Consider the following 19,956-nt stretch of genomic DNA (forward strand, 5'->3'; position numbering starts at 1 on the left):
CGGAAGCATATTTTTTCGGAGAGCGGTTTAAATTCAGATTTTTTCTGAATTAGTTTGACGAGTTTACTTCTGAAGTTGTCGTAGGAAATATCAGAAAAGGAGCAGGGTTTTCCGCAGTTTATTCCAATAAAAATAGTTGTCAAAAATGACATTTTTGGGAGGTAAAGGAATTTACTTTTATATTTAAGATTCCAATACATTCCATGAGAAAGATCCTTTTATTTATTCTGGTCCTGTTATTCCTAGCCCTTGGGGTTGTGGCGTACATTTACTATCCGCGGCTTAACCTCATTACCGGGTTTGCCGCTAAAAATATGTGTTCCTGTGTTTACGAAGCCGAAAGAGAGCCGCAGAGCGTAGCTGCTCAGGATAATAATTTCAGTCCTGTAGATTTTGCTGAATACGAAATCGACAGGGAAGACAAAACTGCCTCTGCTAGCGTTTTTGGACTTAAAGAACGTACTGCCATGTACAATCCCGGTTTGGGATGCGTGCTTCTTCCCGAAGATACAGGCCGAAATGACCTGCCCAAAGCAAAGCCGAACCGCCTGCAAGCCGCGTCTTCTCTTCCTTATCCTTATGGCAATAATAAATCTGTAGATACCATCTTTCCCGAAGTTGATTACTTGCAGTTGGAACTGGCACTCAAAAATGCCTTTTTTGAAGAGTATAAATCGAGAGCCGTTGTTGTGTTGTACAAAGACAGATTGTTAGCCGAAAAATATGCACCCGAATTCAGTAAAGATACTAAGCTATTAGGCTGGTCTATGACCAAAAGCATTACCAGCGCAGTTCTTGGAGTGTTGGCGAGGCAGGGAAGAATTTCTCTAGAAAACGATCATCTTTTTCCCGAATGGGAAGCCGATGAAAGACAAAATATTACTCTTAACAACCTGCTTCAAATGAACAGCGGATTAAAGTGGGAGGAAGACTACACAAAAATTTCAGATGTCACCAAAATGCTTTTTTTGGCCGATGATATGAGTGAGGTACAGCTGCACAAGAAACTTGTAGGGCAACCCGGCATCATTTGGAACTACTCCTCAGGTACTTCCAATTTGCTTTCAGCATATATTAGGGACCAGTTTAGTACGCACCAGGAATATCTCGATTTTTGGTACGCCCAACTTATCGATAAAATTGGTATGAATTCAATGACTTTGGAAACCGATCTCGCCGGTAACTATGTTGGCTCTTCCTACTCATGGGCAACCGCCCGCGACTGGGCAAAGTTTGGATTGTTGTATCTCAATGAAGGCAACTGGAACGGGGAGCAGATCATTAGCAAAGACTGGATAAGTTATACGATAAAACCTGTGGAAGGCTCAGATGGGAAATATGGGGCGCATTTTTGGCTCAACGCCGGGGGTGAATATCCAGATATGCCGCGCGATCTATACTCAGCAAACGGTTTTCAGGGGCAGCATGTATTCGTTATTCCGTCGAAAAATTTGGTAGTAGTTCGATTAGGACTTGTTGAACATCCGGAGTTTGACCTCAATGTTTTTCTAAGGGAAGTTATTGCAGCAGTTGATAACGGTCAATAAACTAACACTGAATTTGGAATAAGAATTCCACTATTTTAGAAAGAGTACCTGCAATTCCTGCGACAGCCAGAACTCCTTTTTGCCCTTACTTCTGAAAAATTCCAATAGCCAAAATCCAAATATCGCTTTGAAAGTAAGTTCTGGATATCACCGTGTGCGCACTTTATCGGCGATCCTTGCCGTTAGTCGAAAAATAAGGAAAGAGTGTCCAAACATTCTGTTAACACCAAGCTGAGGTATATTGTAATTATTACATTTAAAGCCCTATTTGTTTTAAATGAAATTTAAAGTCAATAAAGCCGTCCTGCTGTCTATTATCGTTTTTGGAGTGATTGCAGCACTTTATTTGAATTACTTGTTTTCCCTCATTTGAGATACTCAGCAAGTTTTTCTCAAAAGTTAATAGTGAGCGCTAAAAACATCAGGCTAAAATTACTCTCGCGTTTTCCACAATCTTGTTTTCTACCTTCCTTTACTTCAGAGTTACTGTAATTTATACGGAATGATTTTTTTTCCGAAGTGTTTGCGTTTCTAATCCAGAATTTCGTAGTGAATTGGTTTAAAGCTACCGTTATTACTGTCTTCGGCAGAGCAGGCGGTGAGGGCGACAATGAGGTCCATCTCGGCTTCGAAGAGCACATAATCTCCGGCTTTGCTCAGCGGCGGATCTACACTCAACTTTCCTTTTTCGTCAAACTGCACATTCATGAAAATGTTGAAAGCAGTCGGCACATCATCGGGTTCAATGTTGAAAGGCTCCAGATTTGTGTACAAATTTTCAAAGCAGCTGGGGTGATAATCGGGGTTGTTGTACATGATCTTAAAAGTCTCGGGACTACATGGGGCGAGTAAGAAATCATTGCGACCATTGGTGTCTTCCAGGATCTTCATCATTTTATTACTTCGGTTACTCCACAACCAATCGCCTTTGGTGATTAAAATGCTTTCCTCAAAGTCTAAAGTTTTTCCTGAAGAGATCTTTTCCCGCGGGTCTTCAGCATTAAAAAGCACCATATCGCTTACTTGTTCCCCCTGCGGGTCTATCACCTTCAATTTTTGCCCTTTTTGAAGCTTAAATGCTGCGCCTGTTTGTTTTTCAATGACCTGTACCATGTTCTTTTTTTATGTTTTTGCTTAGTTGAGAAGATTGAAGATCCTGTCTTTCTTCAAGGTGCCGGCAAACTGAATGCACATCATCCTTTTCAAATCCCTGGTGGAGTTTTGCAATGGCCTGCACCTTTATGGGTTCACACCAAAAGCCGGTGATGAGTGGCAGGTGATCTTCGATCATGTCCCTGGGAAGATCTTTATAGTAAATTGGGTCTCTTTGATCATCCTCAAATCTCTGAATCAGATTTTGAAGATTTGTTTCGAGTTCTTCCCGCGACTGTAACTTCAGCTTTACATTAACGTGCACAGCCGAATAATCCCAGGTGCTAATGTTGATGTCCTTATACCAGGAGGAGGAAACGTAGCCTTGTGCCCCATGAAAGATAAACAGGGCATCCAGGCCGTCTTTCAGGAACTTGTATTGCTCATTGGCCTCGGCAATGTGTCCATATAACCTGAATTTTTCGGGAGTGCCTTCAATTAGAATCGGGATATGTGTAGCCAGGAGGTCTTCCCCCTGCAACACAAAGGTGGCGAAGGGATGCTGGTCTATAAAATCGAAAACGTACTGCGGATCTTTTTTGAGATATTTCTTTTGCCGAAACATGCGTAATTATTTTCCGTGAAGAAAAGGACATTTCCATTCTTCTCCAACTTTTCGGCCGCTATACTGCCGGGCTTCGCTGCGTTCACCAAAATCTTCGAGCATGGGGTTGATCTCTCCCTGCAGCTCTATGTCTCTCTCCCTAATTTTGTCCCTTACGGTGTGGTAAGTGTTCATTTCCCTCAGTTTCTCAAACTGCCAGTGCAGGTTAAAAGCAATGGCAGGGTAAGGTGCCTGCCTTGCCTTGCGGGAGCTGTTGGGATGTAAACCCACTATATAAAAAGCTTTCCCGCCAAGACTGAAACTGAAATTTTTATTATCGGGATCGGGACTTACCGCCTCATCCCATTCGGCATCGTCTACCTCGTGCAAATGCTGTAACTGTTCCCACAGAGTCTTCTCAAATTCTTCTTCGGAATAATCCTGCTTACCTTTAAAACCGACTAAAAAAGTGAGGAAATCATTAGATTCAAAATCGTATGCGGCGATGTATTTCTTTAAATCGGCAAGTATAGCTTTCGCAGTTTCCCTGCTTCCGAAGTTATCATATTCATGAAAGTCCACTTTGTCCATGCTAAAAACGGTCTGGGCCATGACACATGGATGATTATTGCCTATTATAAAATCTTCAAACTGAGATTTCGCGGAAGAAATTTCAGAAATTTGCTGTTCTTTTACCTGGGACATAAAAATGTATTTCAGTAAAAATAATAGCTGAGAGTGTTGTTTTCAACAGGTTTAAGAATCCCTTAGTTGAGTTTTAAGTAAGATTAACAGCTTTTTACCTAATGGGTTAGCTTTTCTCGCGATAGCGGTAAATGAGGAAAAGCATAAAGCTGTTGAGCAAAATAGCAACGCCATTGGTAGCTATAATAGGAATGTCTTTTGTGATTACTCCGTAAGTCACCCAAAGTGCCAGGCCGGTAATAAGCACAAAGAACATCCCGGGAGAAACGTCGTCTACTTCTTTGGTCTTCCAGGCTTTCCAAATTTGCGGGGTGACGGCCGCAGTGGTAAAAACACCTGCGGTGAGGCCCAATATTTCTGTCCAGCCTATCATTAGCGCTCTACATCTTTTAATAACCAATCTTCGAGCACTTCATCTCCACTGTCGCTGTGAAGTACCGAAATATCTCCTGTAGCCTCAAAAATCACCGCCCTAACCTGGGAGAGGTTAAGCACATTTGCCTCGCGTAGCTTCGACCTTAGATCTCCTTCGGTGACTTTTGCCCTGTGAAGGTTGTGTGTAAGTATTTTCTGCCCGTCCATAAGCATTAAAGGAGAATTATCTACCACTTCACCTACACCTTTATATCTTCGGAAAAAAGCAACACTAATCTGTAATCCGTAGATGAGAGCGAGCCCAAGAATTCCGCTTGCCAGGTTCACACTTTTGGAAAGCACTGTAGATGCGATTATAGAACCTATGGCCACTGTCATAGCGAAATCGAAGCTCGACATTTTTGAAAAACTTCTTTTTCCGGCGAGTCGGGTGAACAGGATGATCGCGATGTAAATTCCTACCGCATTTACCGAAATAGCCATAACAGCTTTCCAGCCTATGTTAAACCATTCTTCCATAGTAATTTTTCATTGGTTAAGAGAAACAAGATAAGCATCTGGGGTTTATCAGGCGCCTACCACTTCGCCGCCGTTCACGTGAATTACCTGCCCGGTGATATAACTGGCATCTTTACAAGCCAAAAATACGTAGGCCGGGCCCACTTCACTGGGTTGCCCTGCTCTTCCAAGCGGAACTTTTTTGCCAAATTCTGCTACGTGTTCTGCATCAAAACTGGCAGGAATTAATGGCGTCCAGATGGGCCCCGGCGCCACTGCGTTCACCCGAATGTTCTTTTCAGCCAGCATTTTTGAAAGCGAGTGGGTAAAAGCCGTGATCGCGCCTTTTGTACTCGAATAATCGAGCAGGTGCTCACTGCCGCGATAGGCCGTCACCGAGGTGGTATTAATTATGCAATCGCCGTCTTTAAGGTGTTTTAAAGCTTCATTGACAACGAAAAAATACGGATAAATGTTAGTTTCAAAAGTTTTCCTAACCTGTTCTGCCGTTACCTGTTCCGGTTCCTCTTTTGGAAACTGCATGGCTGCATTATTGACCAGGATATTGAGTCCGCCAAATTTATCTACAGTTTTTTGCACCACTTCCTGGCAAAACTTTTCATCCTTAAGGTCTCCTTTTAGGGCCAAACCTTTAGATCCTGCTTTTTCAATCATTTTGACAGTTTCTTTGGCATCTTTGTCTTCAGAAAGATATACGATAGCCACTTTAGCGCCTTCTGTAGCAAAATGTACCGCCACACTTTGGCCAATACCGCTGTCACCGCCGGTAATTAAAGCGATCTTCCCTTTCAGTTTTTCACTGCCTTTGTAATCTTTTCGTATCACCTCGGGTTCGGGGTGCATCTTTTGCTGGTTTCCCGGTTGTTTTCCCTGTTTCTGCTTCGGAAGGTCTTTAGGTTTGCCCATAAGCTTGACTTTTAGAATTTTAAAGTTAGAGAACCACACTTTAGGCTTCCGAAGCTTTAAGAAAGATTTAGCGCAGCTTTAAACAAAGAATAACGTCTCTTTAATTTGAATATCTTTGAGGCTGAAAAATGACATTTTTGGAACCTCTTTCTTTTGATATTGTAATTATTGGCGGTGGCGCCGCCGGATTCTTCACCGCGATAAATGCTGCTGAAATGGCTCCGGAAGCCAAAATTTGCATTCTGGAACGAGGAAAGGATGTGCTTACCAAGGTGAGGATCTCGGGCGGCGGAAGGTGTAACGTTACTCATGCTGAATTTCTCCCAAAGGAACTCACTAAAAACTACCCTCGCGGCGAAAAAGAGCTGCGCGGACCTTTCCATAGCTTCATGACCGGCGATACCATCGAATGGTTTGAGAAAAGAGGCGTGCCGCTGAAAATCGAAGATGACGGCAGGATGTTTCCGGAATCAAATTCTTCAGAAACCATCATAGATCTATTTCTAAAGGAGTCAAAAAGGTTAAAAATCGAGGTGCTTGCCAAACGTGCTGTGCAGGATGTGCAATTGCACAATGACCGCTGGCAGATTGAAACTTCCCAGGAGAATTTCACTGCTGAAAAAATTTTAGTGGCTACGGGCAGCAATCCAAAAATGTGGGAAATGCTGAAAGATTTAGGTCACAATATTGTCCCCGGCGTGCCTTCGCTGTTCACCTTCAAGATCACCGATGCCCGAATCAAAGATCTCCCCGGAGTGGCTACAAATGCCGTTGTTCGCCTTAGAGATAAAAAGCTGGAGACATCAGGGCCCCTTTTGATCACTCACTGGGGCATGAGCGGGCCTGCTATTCTAAAACTTTCTGCCTGGGGCGCAAGGGAACTTAGTGATAAAAAGAATTTCGAGATCGAAGTCAACTGGCTGCCAGAACTTTCTCCTGAAGAAATTTCTGAAGAACTGCAACGCCTCAAAAAGGAGAATGCAAAACAGTCGCCACATAAATATGCACAATTTGAGCTGCCAAAACGGCTTTGGCAAAGTTTGGTCAATGCTTCAGGAATTGGGGCTGAGGTTCGCTGGGCCGATCTCAATAAACAGCAGCTGGAAGAGCTTACAAAACAGCTTAGCTGTGGTACTTTCCAGGTGCACGGCAAGAGTACTTTTAAAGAAGAGTTCGTGACTGCGGGCGGGGTGGAATTAAAGGAAGTGAACTTCAAGACTTTTGAAAGTCGGGTCTGTAAAAACCTCTTTTTGGCAGGTGAGGTTTTAAACATTGATGCCATCACCGGCGGCTTCAATTTCCAAAATGCCTGGACCGGCGGTTACCTTGCAGCCAAAGCCATGACTACCGATTCTGCTGTTTAAAAACTATTTTATTAAACCAGGAAGTGGGTAGGAGCTTTCGGGCGATGAGTACTGCCCCGGCACCTTTTCCGGCAGGATATCTTAATTTTTGGCTGCCATCTGTAGCGGCTTTAAAGACAGTACCTGCAACTACCTCGGGCCCGGGTGCTTTTTCATTTCTTTTCTTCATTCCGTTGAGAATATTTTTCTCCATTTTGTCATAGCCTTTCACATCTTCATTTTCAAATGTCTTAAGGGAACGCCCATGAAAATCTGTTTTTATAGCGGCCGGTTCAATCATTTTTACTTTGATGTTGAACTGTTTTAGTTCATATTGTAAAGCTTCAGTAAAACCTTCAAGCGCCCACTTACTGGAGCAATATAAACTGTACAGCGGAATAGTAAACCTCCCTACGACCGAGGAAGTGTTGATGATCATGCTTTCCCCTCTCTGTTTAAAATAAGGGATAACTGGCGGGTAAGATCCATCACGCCAAAAACATTGACCTTAAACTGGTTGAGTACATCCTCTTCTGAAGATTTCTCAAAAGCGCCCACTGCGCCATAACCGGCATTGTTGAACAGGACATCTATGGAGGTGAAATCGTCTTCCACCTGTGAGATAATATTTTGCAGGTGCTCCTTTTTTGTCACGTCCAGCCTGTAAAGTTTTAGGTTAGAGGTTTCTCCTAACTTAGTTTCTTCTTCGGGAGAACGCATGGTCGCGGCAACATTCCAGCCTTTTTGGGCAAAAAGTTTTGCTGTGGCGCGGCCAATTCCGCTGGAGGCGCCGGTGATGAGGATCGTCTTTGGCATAGTTCTTTTTTTATTGCCTCTCTAAAATAGCATTTTTTAACGGCTTTTGCTTTTGCAGGAAAATCTATCTTTGTGTTATGACCGAAAAAGATTTTATTCCGAAGTCCTACCCGGCAGCGGTAGAGCAGGGGGAGGTAACCTGGCAAAGCCCTAGTAATATTGCCCTCGTAAAATACTGGGGAAAGCTGGAACATCAAATTCCGGCGAATCCGTCGATTAGTTTTACGCTCGATTCATGCCGTACAACCACTAAACTGAAGTTTCAGAAGAAACAAAAACCTACTGCTGACTTTGATTTCAGGTTGCTGTTTGAAGGGGAGGAAAAAGATGCTTTCAGGCCAAAGATCCTGAAGTTCATGCAAAGAGTGGAGCCATATTTGCCATTTTTGAAAGACTATGAATTTACTATAGAAACTTCAAATTCGTTTCCGCACAGCAGCGGAATTGCATCTTCAGCCAGCGGCATGAGTGCCCTTGCACTTTGTCTTATGAGCCTGGAAAGACAACTGGATCCCGAAATGGATGAAGAATATTTCACCCGAAAAAGCTCATTTTTAGCAAGACTGGGATCGGGTAGTGCCTGTCGCAGCATTGAAGGAGAGCTTGTAGTTTGGGGCATGCATAATAACATTTACAGAAGCAGCGATCTATACGGGGTGCCTTTTCGGGATGAAGTGCATGACAACTTCAGGAATTATCGCGATACCATTTTGCTTGTAGATAAAGGTGAAAAGCAGGTGAGTAGTACGTTGGGCCATGATCTTATGAATGATCATCCTTATGCCGAAACCCGCTTCAGGCAGGCGCACGACAACCTTGATAAGCTCAAAAAGATCTTCCGAAGTGGTGATCTTTCAGAATTTATAAAAGTGGTGGAAAGTGAGGCTTTGACGCTGCATGCGATGATGATGACAAGTCAGCCGTATTTTCTCCTCATGAAGCCCAACACACTCGCGATTATCAACAAAATTTTCAGGTTTAGAGAAGAAACCGGGCTGCATTTGTGTTTTACTCTTGATGCAGGTGCGAATGTTCATTTGCTTTTTCCTGAGAAAGAGGCGCAGGAAACGCAGGAATTTATTGAAGCAGAACTGAAACAATTCTGCCAGAACGGCCAGTATATCAATGACAGAGTAGGCAGCGGCGCGAAGAAAATGGCCTGATAATTGACTTAGATCATATAGGGTAATGAATTACATTTCAGTTAAATGTATATCTTTGCAGCAATATGTTCTATGACTTATCGATTCAAAAAATTGAAAACAGTTAAGACTGACATAAAAATTAAGGATGTATTCTTCAGGGATGAGAAAGTTTTCTTTTCTTTAGAAGATGGTGAGATTGGCGCTCCTTTGGAGTGGTATCCCAAATTATACAACGCTTCTCAAGAAGAGCTGTTGGATTTTTCAATTTCCCCCGGTGGTTATGGGGTGCATTGGAAGAGGGTAGATGAAGATCTTTCTGTCCACGGAATATTAAACTCATAACCAGGAAAAAAATACCAAGTCGCTATGAAAGGACCTTTATTTTATTCTAAAATCTTACTCTTCGGAGAATATGGGATCATCAAAGATTCCAAAGGTTTGTCTATTCCGTATAATTTCTACAATGGGGCTTTAAAAGTTGATGAAGATCCTTCGGAAGCAGCACAGGCATCAAACAAAAGCCTAAAGCGATTTGCAGATTACCTGGAGGAGCTGCAGGCGAAAATGCCGGAGGTTGTTCAATTTAATTTTACCGAACTTAAGGCCGATATTGAAAAAGGAATGTACTTTGATTCCAGTATACCGCAGGGATATGGAGTGGGAAGTAGCGGGGCTTTAGTGGCTGCAATCTACGATGAATACGCAGTAGAAAAGATCACTGTACTCGAAAATCTTACCCGGGAAAAGCTTTTAAAGCTGAAAAAGATCTTTGGGGAAATGGAGTCTTTCTTCCATGGAAAATCCTCGGGACTGGATCCTTTGAACTCTTATTTGAGTATTCCTATCCTTATCAATTCTAAAGACAATATTGAACCTGCCGGAATTCCGTCGCAAACGCAAAATGGAAAAGGTGCGGTGTTCCTTCTCGATAGCGGATCTGTTGGTGAGACTGCTCCCATGGTGAACATTTTTATGGAGAACATGAAGCAGGAACCTTTCAGAAAAATGCTGAAAGATCAGTTCGTAAAACACACAGATGCCTGTGTTGATGATTTCTTAAAGGGTGACGTAAAATCCCTTTTTGGAAACATGAAAAAGCTGTCTCACGTTGTACTCGACAATTTTAAACCTATGATCCCGGCTCAATTCCATAAACTCTGGAAGAATGGGATCGAGACCAATGACTACTACCTCAAGCTTTGCGGCTCGGGTGGTGGTGGTTACATTCTCGGGTTTACAGAAGATATTGAAAAGGCCAGAAAAGCATTAAAAGATTACCGCCTGGAAGTAGTCTACAACTTCTAAAGCGATCCATGGCTTCTATTTCCAAAAAGCGGCTTCTGCTCAAGATTCTCAGCTTTATTTCGGTCATTAGGGGCTACAATATCTTGGTGCTGGTCATTGCCCAATACCTTACTTCCATTTTTATTCTTGCACACGATTTGCCGGTAAGGCGCGTGCTTTTTGATCCTAACTTGTTCTTTATGGTGCTGGCAACTGCTTCGGTGGCGGCTTCGGGTTATATCATCAACAACTTTTACGACAGCGAGAAAGATCTCATTAATCGGCCGCAAAAGACGATGCTGGACAGGTTTGTGAGTCAGCGGACGAAGCTTTCGGTGTACTTTTTGCTCAATATGTTCGGGATATTCTTTGCCAGTTATATCTCATTTAGGGCAGTGGTTTTTTTCTCTCTCTACATTTTTGCGATCTGGTTTTATTCGCACCGGCTCAAGAAAATCCTTTTTATTAATAACCTGGTCGCATCTGTAATAACCATAACCCCTTTTTTTGCTGTTTTTCTTTACTATAAAAATTTCGATACCGTTATTCTCGTGCATGCATCCTTTTTATACCTCATCATTTTAATGCGGGAAATGGTGAAGGATCTTGAGAATATGAAAGGAGATTTGGTGCAGGGGTACAGAACCATACCTATAGTTTATGGGGAAAACCTGAGTAAAGGCCTGCTCACTGTATTAACCTTTTTCTCCATGATCCCGGTATATTTCCTCATTTTTACATTTGAAATAGGGAAAATGTATTACTTTTTCTATGGAGCTGTGGCTTTGCTGCTTCTCTTTCTTTTGATCCTTTATTTTAGTCGGGCAAAGTGGCAGTATTTGCTGTTGCATAACCTGTTGAAATTTATAATCGTCGCGGGGGTCTTCAGTATACTCTTAATTGATGTGGACGCCTTGTTGAGCAGAGTGTTTTAGAATTGTATAAGGTATATTGAAATATTGAATAGTCGGGAGTTCGGCGAAGAAAGCTCAAATTTCTTTTTGCCGATATTTGATTATTGTCTGTTGTCACCTCAAGCGGAGTCGAGAGGTTATTCCTAAGTTTCCCGCAGATCACAGAGATTATAAAATTTTCAATCCCCGATAACCATTTTCCAATTAACCACTTTGGAATTTATTTTATCCTCTTCAAATTTTATATTGGAATTTCTTTCTCATAATCTTCAAATCTCCATATCTTCAAATTTCTTTTTCAATTTTGGGGCTTGCAAGTATATTGTTAACAAACCACTATCTTTGTACAAAATTATTTTATATGAGTAGAAATGACAGGTCATCCGGAAGCAGGGGAGACCGCTCTTCCAATAAGACGAGTAGCGGAAGACAGGGCGGTGCTGGCCGTACCAAATCCCATTCCCGCGGAAATGCTCCGGTAAGCCGAGTTGAAAAGGATCCTAAGAACATGTCCCGTGGCAATGCGCCCGTAAAGAAGAAGCAGGGCGGGGCCGGAAAAAGTGATGGGATGAGGCTGAATAAGTATATTGCCAATTCCGGCATCTGCTCCAGGAGAGATGCCGATATCTATATTGCTGCCGGAAACGTTACGGTAAATGGGAAGGTGGTGACCGAAATGGGACACAAAGTACAAATCTCTGATGAGGTGAAGTTTGACGGTCGCCGCGTGAACCCCGAAAAACCTGAGTACATCCTTTTAAACAAGCCTAAAGGTTTTTACGTAACCGGAAGTCTTGAGAAAAAGAACAGAACGGTGATGGATCTTGTAGCAAATGCTTCAAAATCAAAGCTTACTCCTGTGGGGAAACTGGATACCCAGGCCACAGGTTTGTTGCTGTTTACCAACGATGGTACCCTGGCAAAGAACCTGGCAAACCCAAAGAATGGGATAAGGCAAATATATCATCTTGAGCTGGATAAAGATTTGGCATATGATGATCTTCAGAAGATAAAAGAAGGTGTAAACTTAGAAGACGGTACTGCAAAAGTCACCGAAGTGAGTTATGTGGAGAACAAACCAAAAAGGGAGGTAGGCCTTGAAATTAAAAGTACTAAAGCCCATATTGTGCAGCGTATATTTAAAAGTCTTGGGTACGAAATAGTAAAACTTGACCGTGTAGTCTACGCCGGATTGACCAAAAAGGATCTTACCCGTGGCCACTGGAGAGTATTGAGTCAGCAGGAGGTGATCAACCTTTCTAATCTCTGATTTCACTCAGTTTAAAGCTTATAAAGACCAGCCGGAAAGTTGTAAAAGGAGATTAAAAAAAATCCTGCAACTTTCCGGCTTTTTAATACATTTGCTTTAGCTAAGCTAAAATGATGAAAGAAACACCACTTGGATTATCCCATTGGTTTTTAATAAATTACCTTTCCGGCCACTGTAGCCTTAACAAACTTTTATCACGTTATTTTTTAAGCATTGGCTTATAATTTCTACTTTTTAACCTTAAACTTTATTACGTAAAAATTGAATACGAAGTATAGCGATTTAATCGACCAGACTTATTATTTCCCCCAGGAAGAATTTAAGGTAGAAGGAAGTGAACTGCATTTTCATGGTATTGATCTCATGGAGCTCGTTAAAGAATACGGTGCACCCTTAAAATTCACTTATCTTCCCAAGATTTCGGAAAATATAAACAAAGCCAAAAACTGGTTTTTTGATGCTCTTAAAAAGCACGATTACCCCGGCACTTACAACTATTGCTACTGCACCAAAAGTTCTCATTTTGAGCACGTGCTAAATGAGGCCTTAAAGAATGATATTCACATTGAAACTTCGGCAGCCGTAGATATCAATATTGTTGAAAATCTTAAAAAGAACGGAAAGATCACTAATGATACATATGTGATTTGTAACGGTTTTAAGAGGAACGGCTATATTACCAATATTGCCAACCTTATTAATGGCGGACATAAGAATTGTGTTCCCATTATTGACAATTACGAAGAGATCGATCTGCTTTCTGAAGCTATTGACGGGAAATACAAAATTGGGATCAGGATTGCTTCGGAAGAAGAGCCAAAATTCGAATTTTATACCTCCCGGCTTGGTATAGGCTACAAGAACATTGTGCCTTTTTTCAATAAGCAAATCAAGGATAATGAGCAGGTGGAGCTTAAGATGCTTCACTTCTTTATCAATACAGGGATTCGCGATACCGCCTATTACTGGAACGAATTACTGAAGTGTCTCAGGGTTTATATCAACCTTAAGCGAATTTGTCCTACTCTGGACAGCCTGAACATTGGTGGCGGTTTTCCGGTGAAAAACTCTCTTCACTTTGAATATGACTACAAGTACATGGTGGAAGAGATCGTCAACCAGATTAAGATCGCCTGTGATGAAGCTGAAGTGGAGCCACCTCACATATTTACAGAGTTTGGTTCTTTTACCGTGGGTGAAAGCGGGGGTGCCATTTATGAGATCCTTTACCAAAAGCAGCAAAACGACAGGGAGAAATGGAATATGATCAACTCTTCCTTTATTACCACCCTGCCCGATACCTGGGCTATTAGCAAGAAGTTCGTCATGCTGGCCGTAAACCGGTGGAATGATGAATATGAGCGGGTATTGCTTGGGGGTCTCACCTGTGATAGTGATGATTATTACAACTCAGAGCAAAACACCAACGCCATTTATCTCCCAAAGTATAAACGGGAAAAGCCATTGTATATCGGCTTTTTTAATACCGGTGCTTATCAGGACACCATTGGCGGTTTTGGCGGCTTACAACACTGTTTGATTCCGCAGCCAAAACAGATCCTTATTAACAGAGACAAAGACGGAAATCTGGAGACCAGGTTATTTAGCGAGCAGCAGGAGCCCCAGGATTTTCTAAAAATTCTCGGATACGAGAAATAGTCAGGAATTTTTATATTTTTAACTATATATAATTGAAGCAATTAGAACACAACAATCGCTAATAAAATGAGTAAAAAGAATTACGCCGGCATTCCGGACAAGTATGCACGCTTAGATGACGCAAAAGTAGTTTTGATCCCGGTTCCATATGACGGAACAAGTACCTGGGGTAAGGGTGCCGATAAAGGCCCTGATGCTTTTCTGGAAGCTTCAGAGAATATGGAACTCTTTGATATCGAGACCCGTACTGAAGTCTATAAAAAAGGTGTGTACCTTGCGCCGCCGGTGACCGAAGATTCGTCTCCAGAGAAAATGGTAGAAGCGGTTCACAAGACCGTAAAGAATTACATTAAGCAGGAAAAATTCGTTACTATTTTTGGCGGCGAGCATTCAATTTCTATTGGAACCATTCGTGCTTTTAATGAGAGTTTTGAAGACCTTACCGTGGTGCAGATCGATGCACATGCCGATTTGCGTCCAGAGTACGAAGGCACAACCTGTAACCATGCCTGTGCTGTACACGAGGCCAGTAAAAAGACTAACCTTATCCAGGTTGGTATCAGGTCTATGGATATCTCTGAAATGGATCATATGGATGAAAATCAGGTGTACTGGGCCCATGATCTTTATGAGGACTGGATGGATGATGCAATTGGGCAAATGACGCCAAACGTTTTCATTACTATTGATCTTGATGCTTTTGATCCTTCTATTTTGCCTTCAACAGGAACTCCCGAGCCGGGTGGAATGTTCTGGTATGAAACCCTGGAATTCTTAAAGCTGATGTTCAAAAAGAAGAATGTGGTAGGATTCGACATTGTAGAGCTTAACCCCAATGAGAACGAAAGATCATCTGACTTTCTTGCGGCTAAACTTTACTATAAAATGTTGAGCTACAAATTCAAATATTTAAATCATAACGAAGACGAAGACGATGAGTAAAGGACCGGTTACGGAATTTATAGAAAAACATTTTAAACATTTTAACTCAGCGGCTCTAGTAGATGCTGCAAAAGGATATCAGGCGCAACTTGACAAGGGGAACAAAATGCTTGTTACCCTGGCCGGTGCGATGAGTACTGCCGAGATTGGAAAAAGTTTTGCTGAAATGATCCGTCAGGACAAGGTGCAGTTCATTTCCTGTACAGGTGCTAACCTGGAAGAGGATGTGATGAATCTTGTGGCACACACACATTACGAGCGCGTGCCTCATTATCGCGATCTTACAGCGCAGGATGAATGGGACCTGTTGGAGCGTGGGTTAAACCGTGTAACAGACACCTGTATTCCTGAAGAGGAAGCTTTCCGAAGAATTCAGAAGCATATAGTGAAGATCTGGAAGGATGCTGAAGCTGCCGGGGAGAGATATTTTCCGCATGAATATATGTATAAGCTGTTGCTTAGCGGAGTGATGGAGGAGTACTATGAGATCGACCTGAAGGATTCCTGGATGTATGCCGCAGCCGAAAAGAACCTGCCAATGGTGGTTCCGGGCTGGGAAGACAGTACGATGGGGAACATTTTCGCTTCTTACGTAATGAAAGGCGAGTTGAAAGCCAGCACCATGAAGTCCGGAATTGAATATATGGGCTTTATTGCCGACTGGTATACGAAGAATACCGACAAAGGAGTTGGTTTCTTCCAGATTGGTGGAGGTATTGCGGGAGATTTCCCAATATGTGTTGTACCAATGTTATATCAGGATATGGAAATGCATGACATTCCTTTCTGGAGCTATTTCTGCCAGATCTCTGATTCTACAACCAGCTACGGAAGTTATTCCGGTGCTGTACCCAATGAAAAGATCACCTGGGGAAAACTCGATAAAGACACACCTAAGTTCATTATCGAAAGTGATGCTACAATTGTGGCACCTCTTGTGTTTGCCTACCTTTTAGGCTGGTAACAACAAGATCTAAGAATAATTATTCAACTCCGGAAGCAGCAATGCCTTCGGAGTTTTTTTAGCCCCCTAAATCTCCCGAAGGGGGACATTTCTTCTGAATCTTCTTCACTCATTTTCTTCGTGAGCTTCTTTTAAATTTTTGCGCCCTTTGCGTGAAATTATCACGTCTTCATCTGCATCAATCTGCGAGATCAGCGGGAAATTTAAAATGTAAAAAGCTTGATCACTGACTACCGATCACTAAACACTAATTTTTTGCGATCCTTTGCGTGAAATTCTGCGTCAATCTGCGGAATCAGCGGGAAATTTTACCTTATTATGCCCGAAAATTTCATAAAACATCACTCCGAATACCACGACATATTCCGCTGCAATTAGCCACAGATTCTCCTCATAATTGGGTTGCGAATAAGCGAAATAACTCAGTACCACCATCAGGCTCCATACCTGCATAAATTTGTATCGGGTAAAAACGGACAGTAGCAACGGAGTGGCCAGGTACCATAGATGAACCGTGGTGGCCAGTGACAAATAAATGAACATTCCAAACATCATACTGGTGAGTAAACCTCGCATTTCGTGATTCCGTTCCAAAATGGCAATAATTAGGATCGAAACAAACACCACGCCCGCCAGTGTAGGTCCGGCATAGCTAATAATATTATATCCTTCAACCTCATAACCTATCCATCTAATGAGGTAATAAAAACCCGCATTAAACTCAAACTTCTGAAACCAGAGATTTATGCTGCTGAAGAAATTTTCTGCAAATACACCCGAAAGAAACGGCAGGAAGAAGAAAAGTAAGATTATACCTGTGGCTGCATAATAACCTAAAGCTTTTTTCCATCCAAGCCTTCTAAAGAGGAGCGGCAGGAACATTAGCGGGATCAATTTCACCGCAATGGAGCAGGAAAAGAAGAAGGCGCAAAAATGCCATTTTTGACACCTTAGGAAATACAGTGCTGCCAGGAGAAAGAACAGCATTACCCCTTCAAAATGTAAATTTCCAGTGAGTTCAATTATGATGAGCGGATTTAGCAGATAGAGAAAAATATTGCTTTCAGAAAGCTTGAGGTTTCTCAGCAGTTTTCTTCCGAAGTAAAAGATCCCGATATCAGCAGCGATAATGAAGATCCGGAGCCAAACAATTGAGGCGAGGATGCTATTTCCGCCAAAAAGTGCAGCCAGAGCAAAGAAAAACTGGTTGAGCGGCGGATAATTAGTCGGATACCCGGCGCTAAGGCTACCCATGCCTTCATAAAGTTCCTGCGCTCCAGAAAATGGTAAATCTCCTGAAGAAAAATATTCAGCAGGAGTCATTAAATAGGGGTTTATTCCTTCCAGCAATAACCTGCCGTCCCAAATGAAGCGATAGAAATCCTGGGATAAATTCGGTATGGCAAACAGGAACAGCAGGCGAAAAATCATTGTGGCTACCAGTAAGATTTTCAGGTTGTAGCGCTGCAGTTGAAAGAACTTGTAGCTAAGCACGAAGAGTCCGCCCCAGAGGGTCAAAAGTTTAAAAAAGTCGGTCCTTTCCAGGTCGTAGGCGAAGGCCAGATAAAAAGCGCAGCAACTGAGGAAAATGAGGAGAGGGATTTTGTGGAGGTGGAGAAAATTCTTCATTCCTTACCAGACCTAACAGGTTTTGGAAACCTGTTAGGTCTCAAAACTTCAATATTTAAGGATGCTAATACCACATAAGAAAACCCGAAGAACATCATTAAATGGAACGGGAGCAGGCTGTAATTTCCAATCCTGAAAGAAGAAAAAATTCCGAAGGCAAATAACAGCATCAACAGAATCTCCAGGATCAATTGAAAAGTGATCTTCACCGGCTGCTTTAAAGCTGCACCCGACTTGTTGCCGAGATTGAACTTGGGAGTCCTGATAAATTCACTCTTTTTTCCAAAATGTCCTTCCAGAATGGCGATGCTATTGTGCAGGGAAAGGCCCATGGCAATAGAAAAGAACGTAAAGAACAGGCCGGTAAATCTGAATAACAAGAGCTGTTGATCTTTATGCAGTTCCCGGTAAGCTGCGTAATAAGTAACAAAAAAAATAATGGGGCTTAAAATGAATATGATCATCCCCGTCAAAAGTCCCGAGTATGACGGATCATCGAGTAAAAAGAGCACCGGGATACTAATGATTCCCATTAAAAGTACCACGAAAAAAAAGCTGCTGTTCAAAAGGTGGAAGAAACTGTGGACGCGGGTGCCAAAAGTGGCGTTTTTGTCCTTTAATACTTTCCTGTAATTCTTCTGAAAATTCTCTGCTGCCCCTTTGTTCCACCGGAATTGTTGGGAACGTGCTGCTTCGATAGTAATGGGTAATTCGGCCGGAGTTACTACCTCTTTAAGGTATTTAAAATTCCAGCCTTTGAGCTGGGCTCTGTAACTCAGGTCCAGGTCTTCGGTGAGGGTATCGCCCTCCCAGTTTCCGGCATCAAGAATGCAGCTTTTTCGCCAGATTCCTGCAGTCCCGTTGAAGTTGATAAAATGTTTTCCGAAGTTGCGCCCGGTTTGCTCCAGGATAAAGTGGTAGTCCAGCAGGAAAGCCTGCAATCTAGTGAGTAACGAATAATCTTCATTGAGATGCCCCCAGCGGGTCTGCACTACACCCAAACTATCATCTTTAAAATAAGGAACAGTTTTTTTTAGCCAATCGGGTTTAGGAAGAAAATCGGAGTCAAAAATGGCAATAAATTCCCCTTTTGCAGAGGCCATTCCGGCCTTAAGAGCTCCGGCTTTAAAGCCTTTCCTGTGGGTTCGGGTGATATGTTCAATTGGAAAACCTTCAGCTCTTAATTCAGAAATTATTTCAGTAGTAAGAGCTGCCGAATCATCTGTAGAATCGTCCAGCACCTGCACTTGTAATTTATCATGAGGATAATCCAGCTTTGAAATATTCCGAAGCAGCCGTTCTACCACCGGTTTATCGTTGTAAAGTGGAAGTTGCACCGTGACAAAAGGAATCTGAAAAGGGTCTGAAAAATGCCATTTTTGAGAGGTATCTATCTGTTTTTTGCTTCTGCGGAAGTTGATGAGCAGGTGCAGCAGGGAAAGGCTGTAGAAGAAAACTACCAGCATTAACAACCCGAAAATTATTAAAATTGCCGTTCCCATTATTTGAAACTGTATTTAAAGATCCATGTAAGTATCTTGACTCCGGCCATAAAAGCCCCTTTTACAGTGCCCGAAACTTTTGAAACCCCTATCCGGTTGCGGTAATGCACCGGTACTTCTTCATAGCTGTACTTCTTTTTTAAAGCCTTTAGCTGCATTTCTACCGTCCAGCCGTAGGTTTTGTCCTCCATGTTTAAAGCTAGCAGCTTTTCGTAATTAATGGCCCTAAACGGACCAAGATCGGTGAACCGGGCGTTAAAGAACAACTTCATAAGGCTTGTTGCCAGCCAGTTTCCAAAAATCTGCGGAAAGGTCATAGCGCCTTTTTCCCGCCAGCGTTTGACCCTTGCTCCAATCACCATATCAATATTTCTCTGGATAATTGGCTCCACGATCTTTTCCAGTTCCTGTGGAAAATCGCTGTAGTCACCATCTAAAAATACGATTATTTCAGGCTTTTTTGGGAGCTGTGCGATATATTCCATTCCTTTTAAGCAGGTATAGCCGTAACCTTTTCGGGGTTCACGCAACACAGTGGCTCCTGCTTTTTCGGCAACTTCTTCGGTAGCATCTGTGGAATTATTGCTCACCACGATAACTTCGTTAACAATTGCGGGAATATCTTTCACCACATGACCAATAGAATCTGCTTCGTTGTAAGCCGGAATAATAACTTTTATTTGAGGCATGATGCAAAGAAAATCATTCTGCGAAGAATGGGGTTCAAAATTTAAGATTCA

Annotated in this window: 19 protein-coding genes and 1 pseudogene; 10 read left to right on the top strand and 10 right to left on the bottom strand. The window is 42.3% G+C overall.

Annotated elements, in window-relative coordinates; all coding sequences use genetic code 11:
* Positions 1-203: 203 nt before the first annotated feature.
* Entirely contained in the window at positions 204-1,547 is a 1,344-nt protein-coding gene (locus tag V5739_RS09975) for a serine hydrolase domain-containing protein (protein WP_423818047.1), read from the top strand.
* Positions 1,548-2,078: 531 nt separating this feature from the next.
* Here V5739_RS09975 and V5739_RS09980 read toward each other — a convergent pair.
* The 6 genes from V5739_RS09980 to V5739_RS10005 all read right to left on the bottom strand — a co-directional run bounded on the left by V5739_RS09980 (position 2,079) and on the right by V5739_RS10005 (position 5,748).
* The gene (locus tag V5739_RS09980) at positions 2,079-2,660 is read right to left on the bottom strand and encodes a DUF1989 domain-containing protein (protein ID WP_423818048.1); all 582 of its coding nucleotides are present in this window, start codon (positions 2,658-2,660) and stop codon (positions 2,079-2,081) included.
* Positions 2,644-3,264, bottom strand: coding sequence for an FMN-binding negative transcriptional regulator (locus V5739_RS09985; protein ID WP_423818049.1), 621 nt, complete (start codon positions 3,262-3,264; stop codon positions 2,644-2,646). Before V5739_RS09985 ends, V5739_RS09980 begins: the two co-directional genes overlap by 17 nt.
* Positions 3,265-3,270: 6 nt before the next feature.
* The gene (gene gntA, locus V5739_RS09990; protein WP_423818050.1) at positions 3,271-3,948 is read right to left on the bottom strand and encodes a guanitoxin biosynthesis heme-dependent pre-guanitoxin N-hydroxylase GntA; all 678 of its coding nucleotides are present in this window, start codon (positions 3,946-3,948) and stop codon (positions 3,271-3,273) included.
* 106 nt (positions 3,949-4,054) lie between these two features.
* A complete protein-coding gene (locus tag V5739_RS09995; protein WP_423818051.1) occupies positions 4,055-4,321 on the bottom strand; it encodes a SemiSWEET family sugar transporter in 267 nt (88 codons plus the stop codon).
* On the bottom strand, positions 4,321-4,842 hold the full coding sequence (locus V5739_RS10000) for a DUF421 domain-containing protein (RefSeq protein WP_423818052.1): 522 nt from the start codon (positions 4,840-4,842) through the stop codon (positions 4,321-4,323). Before V5739_RS10000 ends, V5739_RS09995 begins: the two co-directional genes overlap by 1 nt.
* A gap of 48 nt (positions 4,843-4,890) precedes the next feature.
* Positions 4,891-5,748 (bottom strand): SDR family oxidoreductase, encoded by an 858-nt coding sequence (locus tag V5739_RS10005; protein ID WP_423818053.1) that lies wholly within the window; start codon positions 5,746-5,748, stop codon positions 4,891-4,893.
* 128 nt (positions 5,749-5,876) lie between these two features.
* Here V5739_RS10005 and V5739_RS10010 point away from each other — a divergent pair, with 128 nt between their 5' ends.
* Positions 5,877-7,112, top strand: coding sequence for an NAD(P)/FAD-dependent oxidoreductase (locus V5739_RS10010; protein ID WP_423818054.1), 1,236 nt, complete (start codon positions 5,877-5,879; stop codon positions 7,110-7,112).
* On the opposite strand, the pseudogene V5739_RS10015 reads toward V5739_RS10010, so the two are convergent.
* Positions 7,093-7,907 (bottom strand): annotated as a pseudogene (locus tag V5739_RS10015) (SDR family oxidoreductase). The gene V5739_RS10010 and the pseudogene V5739_RS10015 overlap by 20 nt on opposite strands.
* A 77-nt stretch (positions 7,908-7,984) precedes the next feature.
* On the opposite strand from V5739_RS10015, the gene V5739_RS10020 reads away from it, so the two are divergent.
* The 8 genes from V5739_RS10020 (at position 7,985) to V5739_RS10055 (ending at position 16,085) form a co-directional block, all read left to right on the top strand.
* Positions 7,985-9,070: a diphosphomevalonate/mevalonate 3,5-bisphosphate decarboxylase family protein gene (locus V5739_RS10020; protein WP_423818055.1), complete on the top strand. Its 1,086-nt coding sequence runs from the start codon at positions 7,985-7,987 to the stop codon at positions 9,068-9,070.
* 93 nt (positions 9,071-9,163) lie between these two features.
* A complete protein-coding gene (locus V5739_RS10025) occupies positions 9,164-9,394 on the top strand; it encodes a DUF2442 domain-containing protein (protein ID WP_423818056.1) in 231 nt (76 codons plus the stop codon).
* A 24-nt stretch (positions 9,395-9,418) separates the two neighbouring features.
* Positions 9,419-10,357: a mevalonate kinase family protein gene (locus tag V5739_RS10030; RefSeq protein ID WP_423818057.1), complete on the top strand. Its 939-nt coding sequence runs from the start codon at positions 9,419-9,421 to the stop codon at positions 10,355-10,357.
* An 8-nt stretch (positions 10,358-10,365) separates the two neighbouring features.
* A complete protein-coding gene (locus V5739_RS10035) occupies positions 10,366-11,271 on the top strand; it encodes a geranylgeranylglycerol-phosphate geranylgeranyltransferase (protein WP_423818058.1) in 906 nt (301 codons plus the stop codon).
* A gap of 340 nt (positions 11,272-11,611) precedes the next feature.
* On the top strand, positions 11,612-12,520 hold the full coding sequence (locus tag V5739_RS10040; protein WP_423818059.1) for a pseudouridine synthase: 909 nt from the start codon (positions 11,612-11,614) through the stop codon (positions 12,518-12,520).
* A 261-nt stretch (positions 12,521-12,781) separates the two neighbouring features.
* Positions 12,782-14,179 (top strand): arginine decarboxylase, encoded by a 1,398-nt coding sequence (locus V5739_RS10045; RefSeq protein WP_345596965.1) that lies wholly within the window; start codon positions 12,782-12,784, stop codon positions 14,177-14,179.
* 66 nt (positions 14,180-14,245) lie between these two features.
* On the top strand, positions 14,246-15,121 hold the full coding sequence (gene speB, locus V5739_RS10050) for an agmatinase (protein WP_266069406.1): 876 nt from the start codon (positions 14,246-14,248) through the stop codon (positions 15,119-15,121).
* The gene (locus V5739_RS10055; RefSeq protein WP_266069405.1) at positions 15,114-16,085 is read left to right on the top strand and encodes a deoxyhypusine synthase family protein; all 972 of its coding nucleotides are present in this window, start codon (positions 15,114-15,116) and stop codon (positions 16,083-16,085) included. Before speB ends, V5739_RS10055 begins: the two co-directional genes overlap by 8 nt.
* Before the next feature lie 282 nt (positions 16,086-16,367).
* Here the strand turns inward: V5739_RS10055 and V5739_RS10060 are convergent, their stop codons facing one another.
* The 3 genes from V5739_RS10060 to V5739_RS10070 are packed head-to-tail and all read right to left on the bottom strand — an operon-like array spanning position 16,368 to position 19,905.
* Complete coding sequence (locus V5739_RS10060; RefSeq protein WP_423818060.1) at positions 16,368-17,714, bottom strand: mannosyltransferase; 1,347 nt, start codon at positions 17,712-17,714, stop codon at positions 16,368-16,370.
* On the bottom strand, positions 17,711-19,216 hold the full coding sequence (locus V5739_RS10065; protein ID WP_423818061.1) for a cellulose synthase family protein: 1,506 nt from the start codon (positions 19,214-19,216) through the stop codon (positions 17,711-17,713). Before V5739_RS10065 ends, V5739_RS10060 begins: the two co-directional genes overlap by 4 nt.
* Complete coding sequence (locus V5739_RS10070) at positions 19,216-19,905, bottom strand: glycosyltransferase family 2 protein (protein WP_423818062.1); 690 nt, start codon at positions 19,903-19,905, stop codon at positions 19,216-19,218. The genes V5739_RS10065 and V5739_RS10070 overlap by 1 nt, the downstream gene beginning before the upstream one ends.
* Positions 19,906-19,956 lie beyond the last annotated feature (51 nt).

Origin of the sequence: Salinimicrobium sp. TIG7-5_MAKvit, from assembly GCF_049569215.1 — a bacterium.
GTDB lineage: Bacteria > Bacteroidota > Bacteroidia > Flavobacteriales > Flavobacteriaceae > Salinimicrobium > Salinimicrobium profundisediminis.

What these genes read in the sequence shown, in the direction of transcription:
- V5739_RS09985 (WP_423818049.1), bottom strand. Translation starts at nt 3,264, where the DNA reads ATGTTTCGGCAAAAGAAATATCTCAAAAAAGATCCGCAGTACGTTTTC.
- V5739_RS10010 (WP_423818054.1), top strand. Translation starts at nt 5,877, where the DNA reads ATGACATTTTTGGAACCTCTTTCTTTTGATATTGTAATTATTGGCGGT.
- V5739_RS09975 (WP_423818047.1), top strand. Translation starts at nt 204, where the DNA reads ATGAGAAAGATCCTTTTATTTATTCTGGTCCTGTTATTCCTAGCCCTT.
- V5739_RS10020 (WP_423818055.1), top strand. Translation starts at nt 7,985, where the DNA reads ATGACCGAAAAAGATTTTATTCCGAAGTCCTACCCGGCAGCGGTAGAG.
- V5739_RS10055 (WP_266069405.1), top strand. Translation starts at nt 15,114, where the DNA reads ATGAGTAAAGGACCGGTTACGGAATTTATAGAAAAACATTTTAAACAT.
- V5739_RS10005 (WP_423818053.1), bottom strand. Translation starts at nt 5,748, where the DNA reads ATGGGCAAACCTAAAGACCTTCCGAAGCAGAAACAGGGAAAACAACCG.
- V5739_RS10000 (WP_423818052.1), bottom strand. Translation starts at nt 4,842, where the DNA reads ATGGAAGAATGGTTTAACATAGGCTGGAAAGCTGTTATGGCTATTTCG.
- V5739_RS10030 (WP_423818057.1), top strand. Translation starts at nt 9,419, where the DNA reads ATGAAAGGACCTTTATTTTATTCTAAAATCTTACTCTTCGGAGAATAT.
- V5739_RS10065 (WP_423818061.1), bottom strand. Translation starts at nt 19,216, where the DNA reads ATGGGAACGGCAATTTTAATAATTTTCGGGTTGTTAATGCTGGTAGTT.
- V5739_RS10035 (WP_423818058.1), top strand. Translation starts at nt 10,366, where the DNA reads ATGGCTTCTATTTCCAAAAAGCGGCTTCTGCTCAAGATTCTCAGCTTT.
- V5739_RS10070 (WP_423818062.1), bottom strand. Translation starts at nt 19,905, where the DNA reads ATGCCTCAAATAAAAGTTATTATTCCGGCTTACAACGAAGCAGATTCT.
- V5739_RS10040 (WP_423818059.1), top strand. Translation starts at nt 11,612, where the DNA reads ATGAGTAGAAATGACAGGTCATCCGGAAGCAGGGGAGACCGCTCTTCC.
- gntA (WP_423818050.1), bottom strand. Translation starts at nt 3,948, where the DNA reads ATGTCCCAGGTAAAAGAACAGCAAATTTCTGAAATTTCTTCCGCGAAA.
- speB (WP_266069406.1), top strand. Translation starts at nt 14,246, where the DNA reads ATGAGTAAAAAGAATTACGCCGGCATTCCGGACAAGTATGCACGCTTA.
- V5739_RS09995 (WP_423818051.1), bottom strand. Translation starts at nt 4,321, where the DNA reads ATGATAGGCTGGACAGAAATATTGGGCCTCACCGCAGGTGTTTTTACC.
- V5739_RS09980 (WP_423818048.1), bottom strand. Translation starts at nt 2,660, where the DNA reads ATGGTACAGGTCATTGAAAAACAAACAGGCGCAGCATTTAAGCTTCAA.
- V5739_RS10060 (WP_423818060.1), bottom strand. Translation starts at nt 17,714, where the DNA reads ATGAAGAATTTTCTCCACCTCCACAAAATCCCTCTCCTCATTTTCCTC.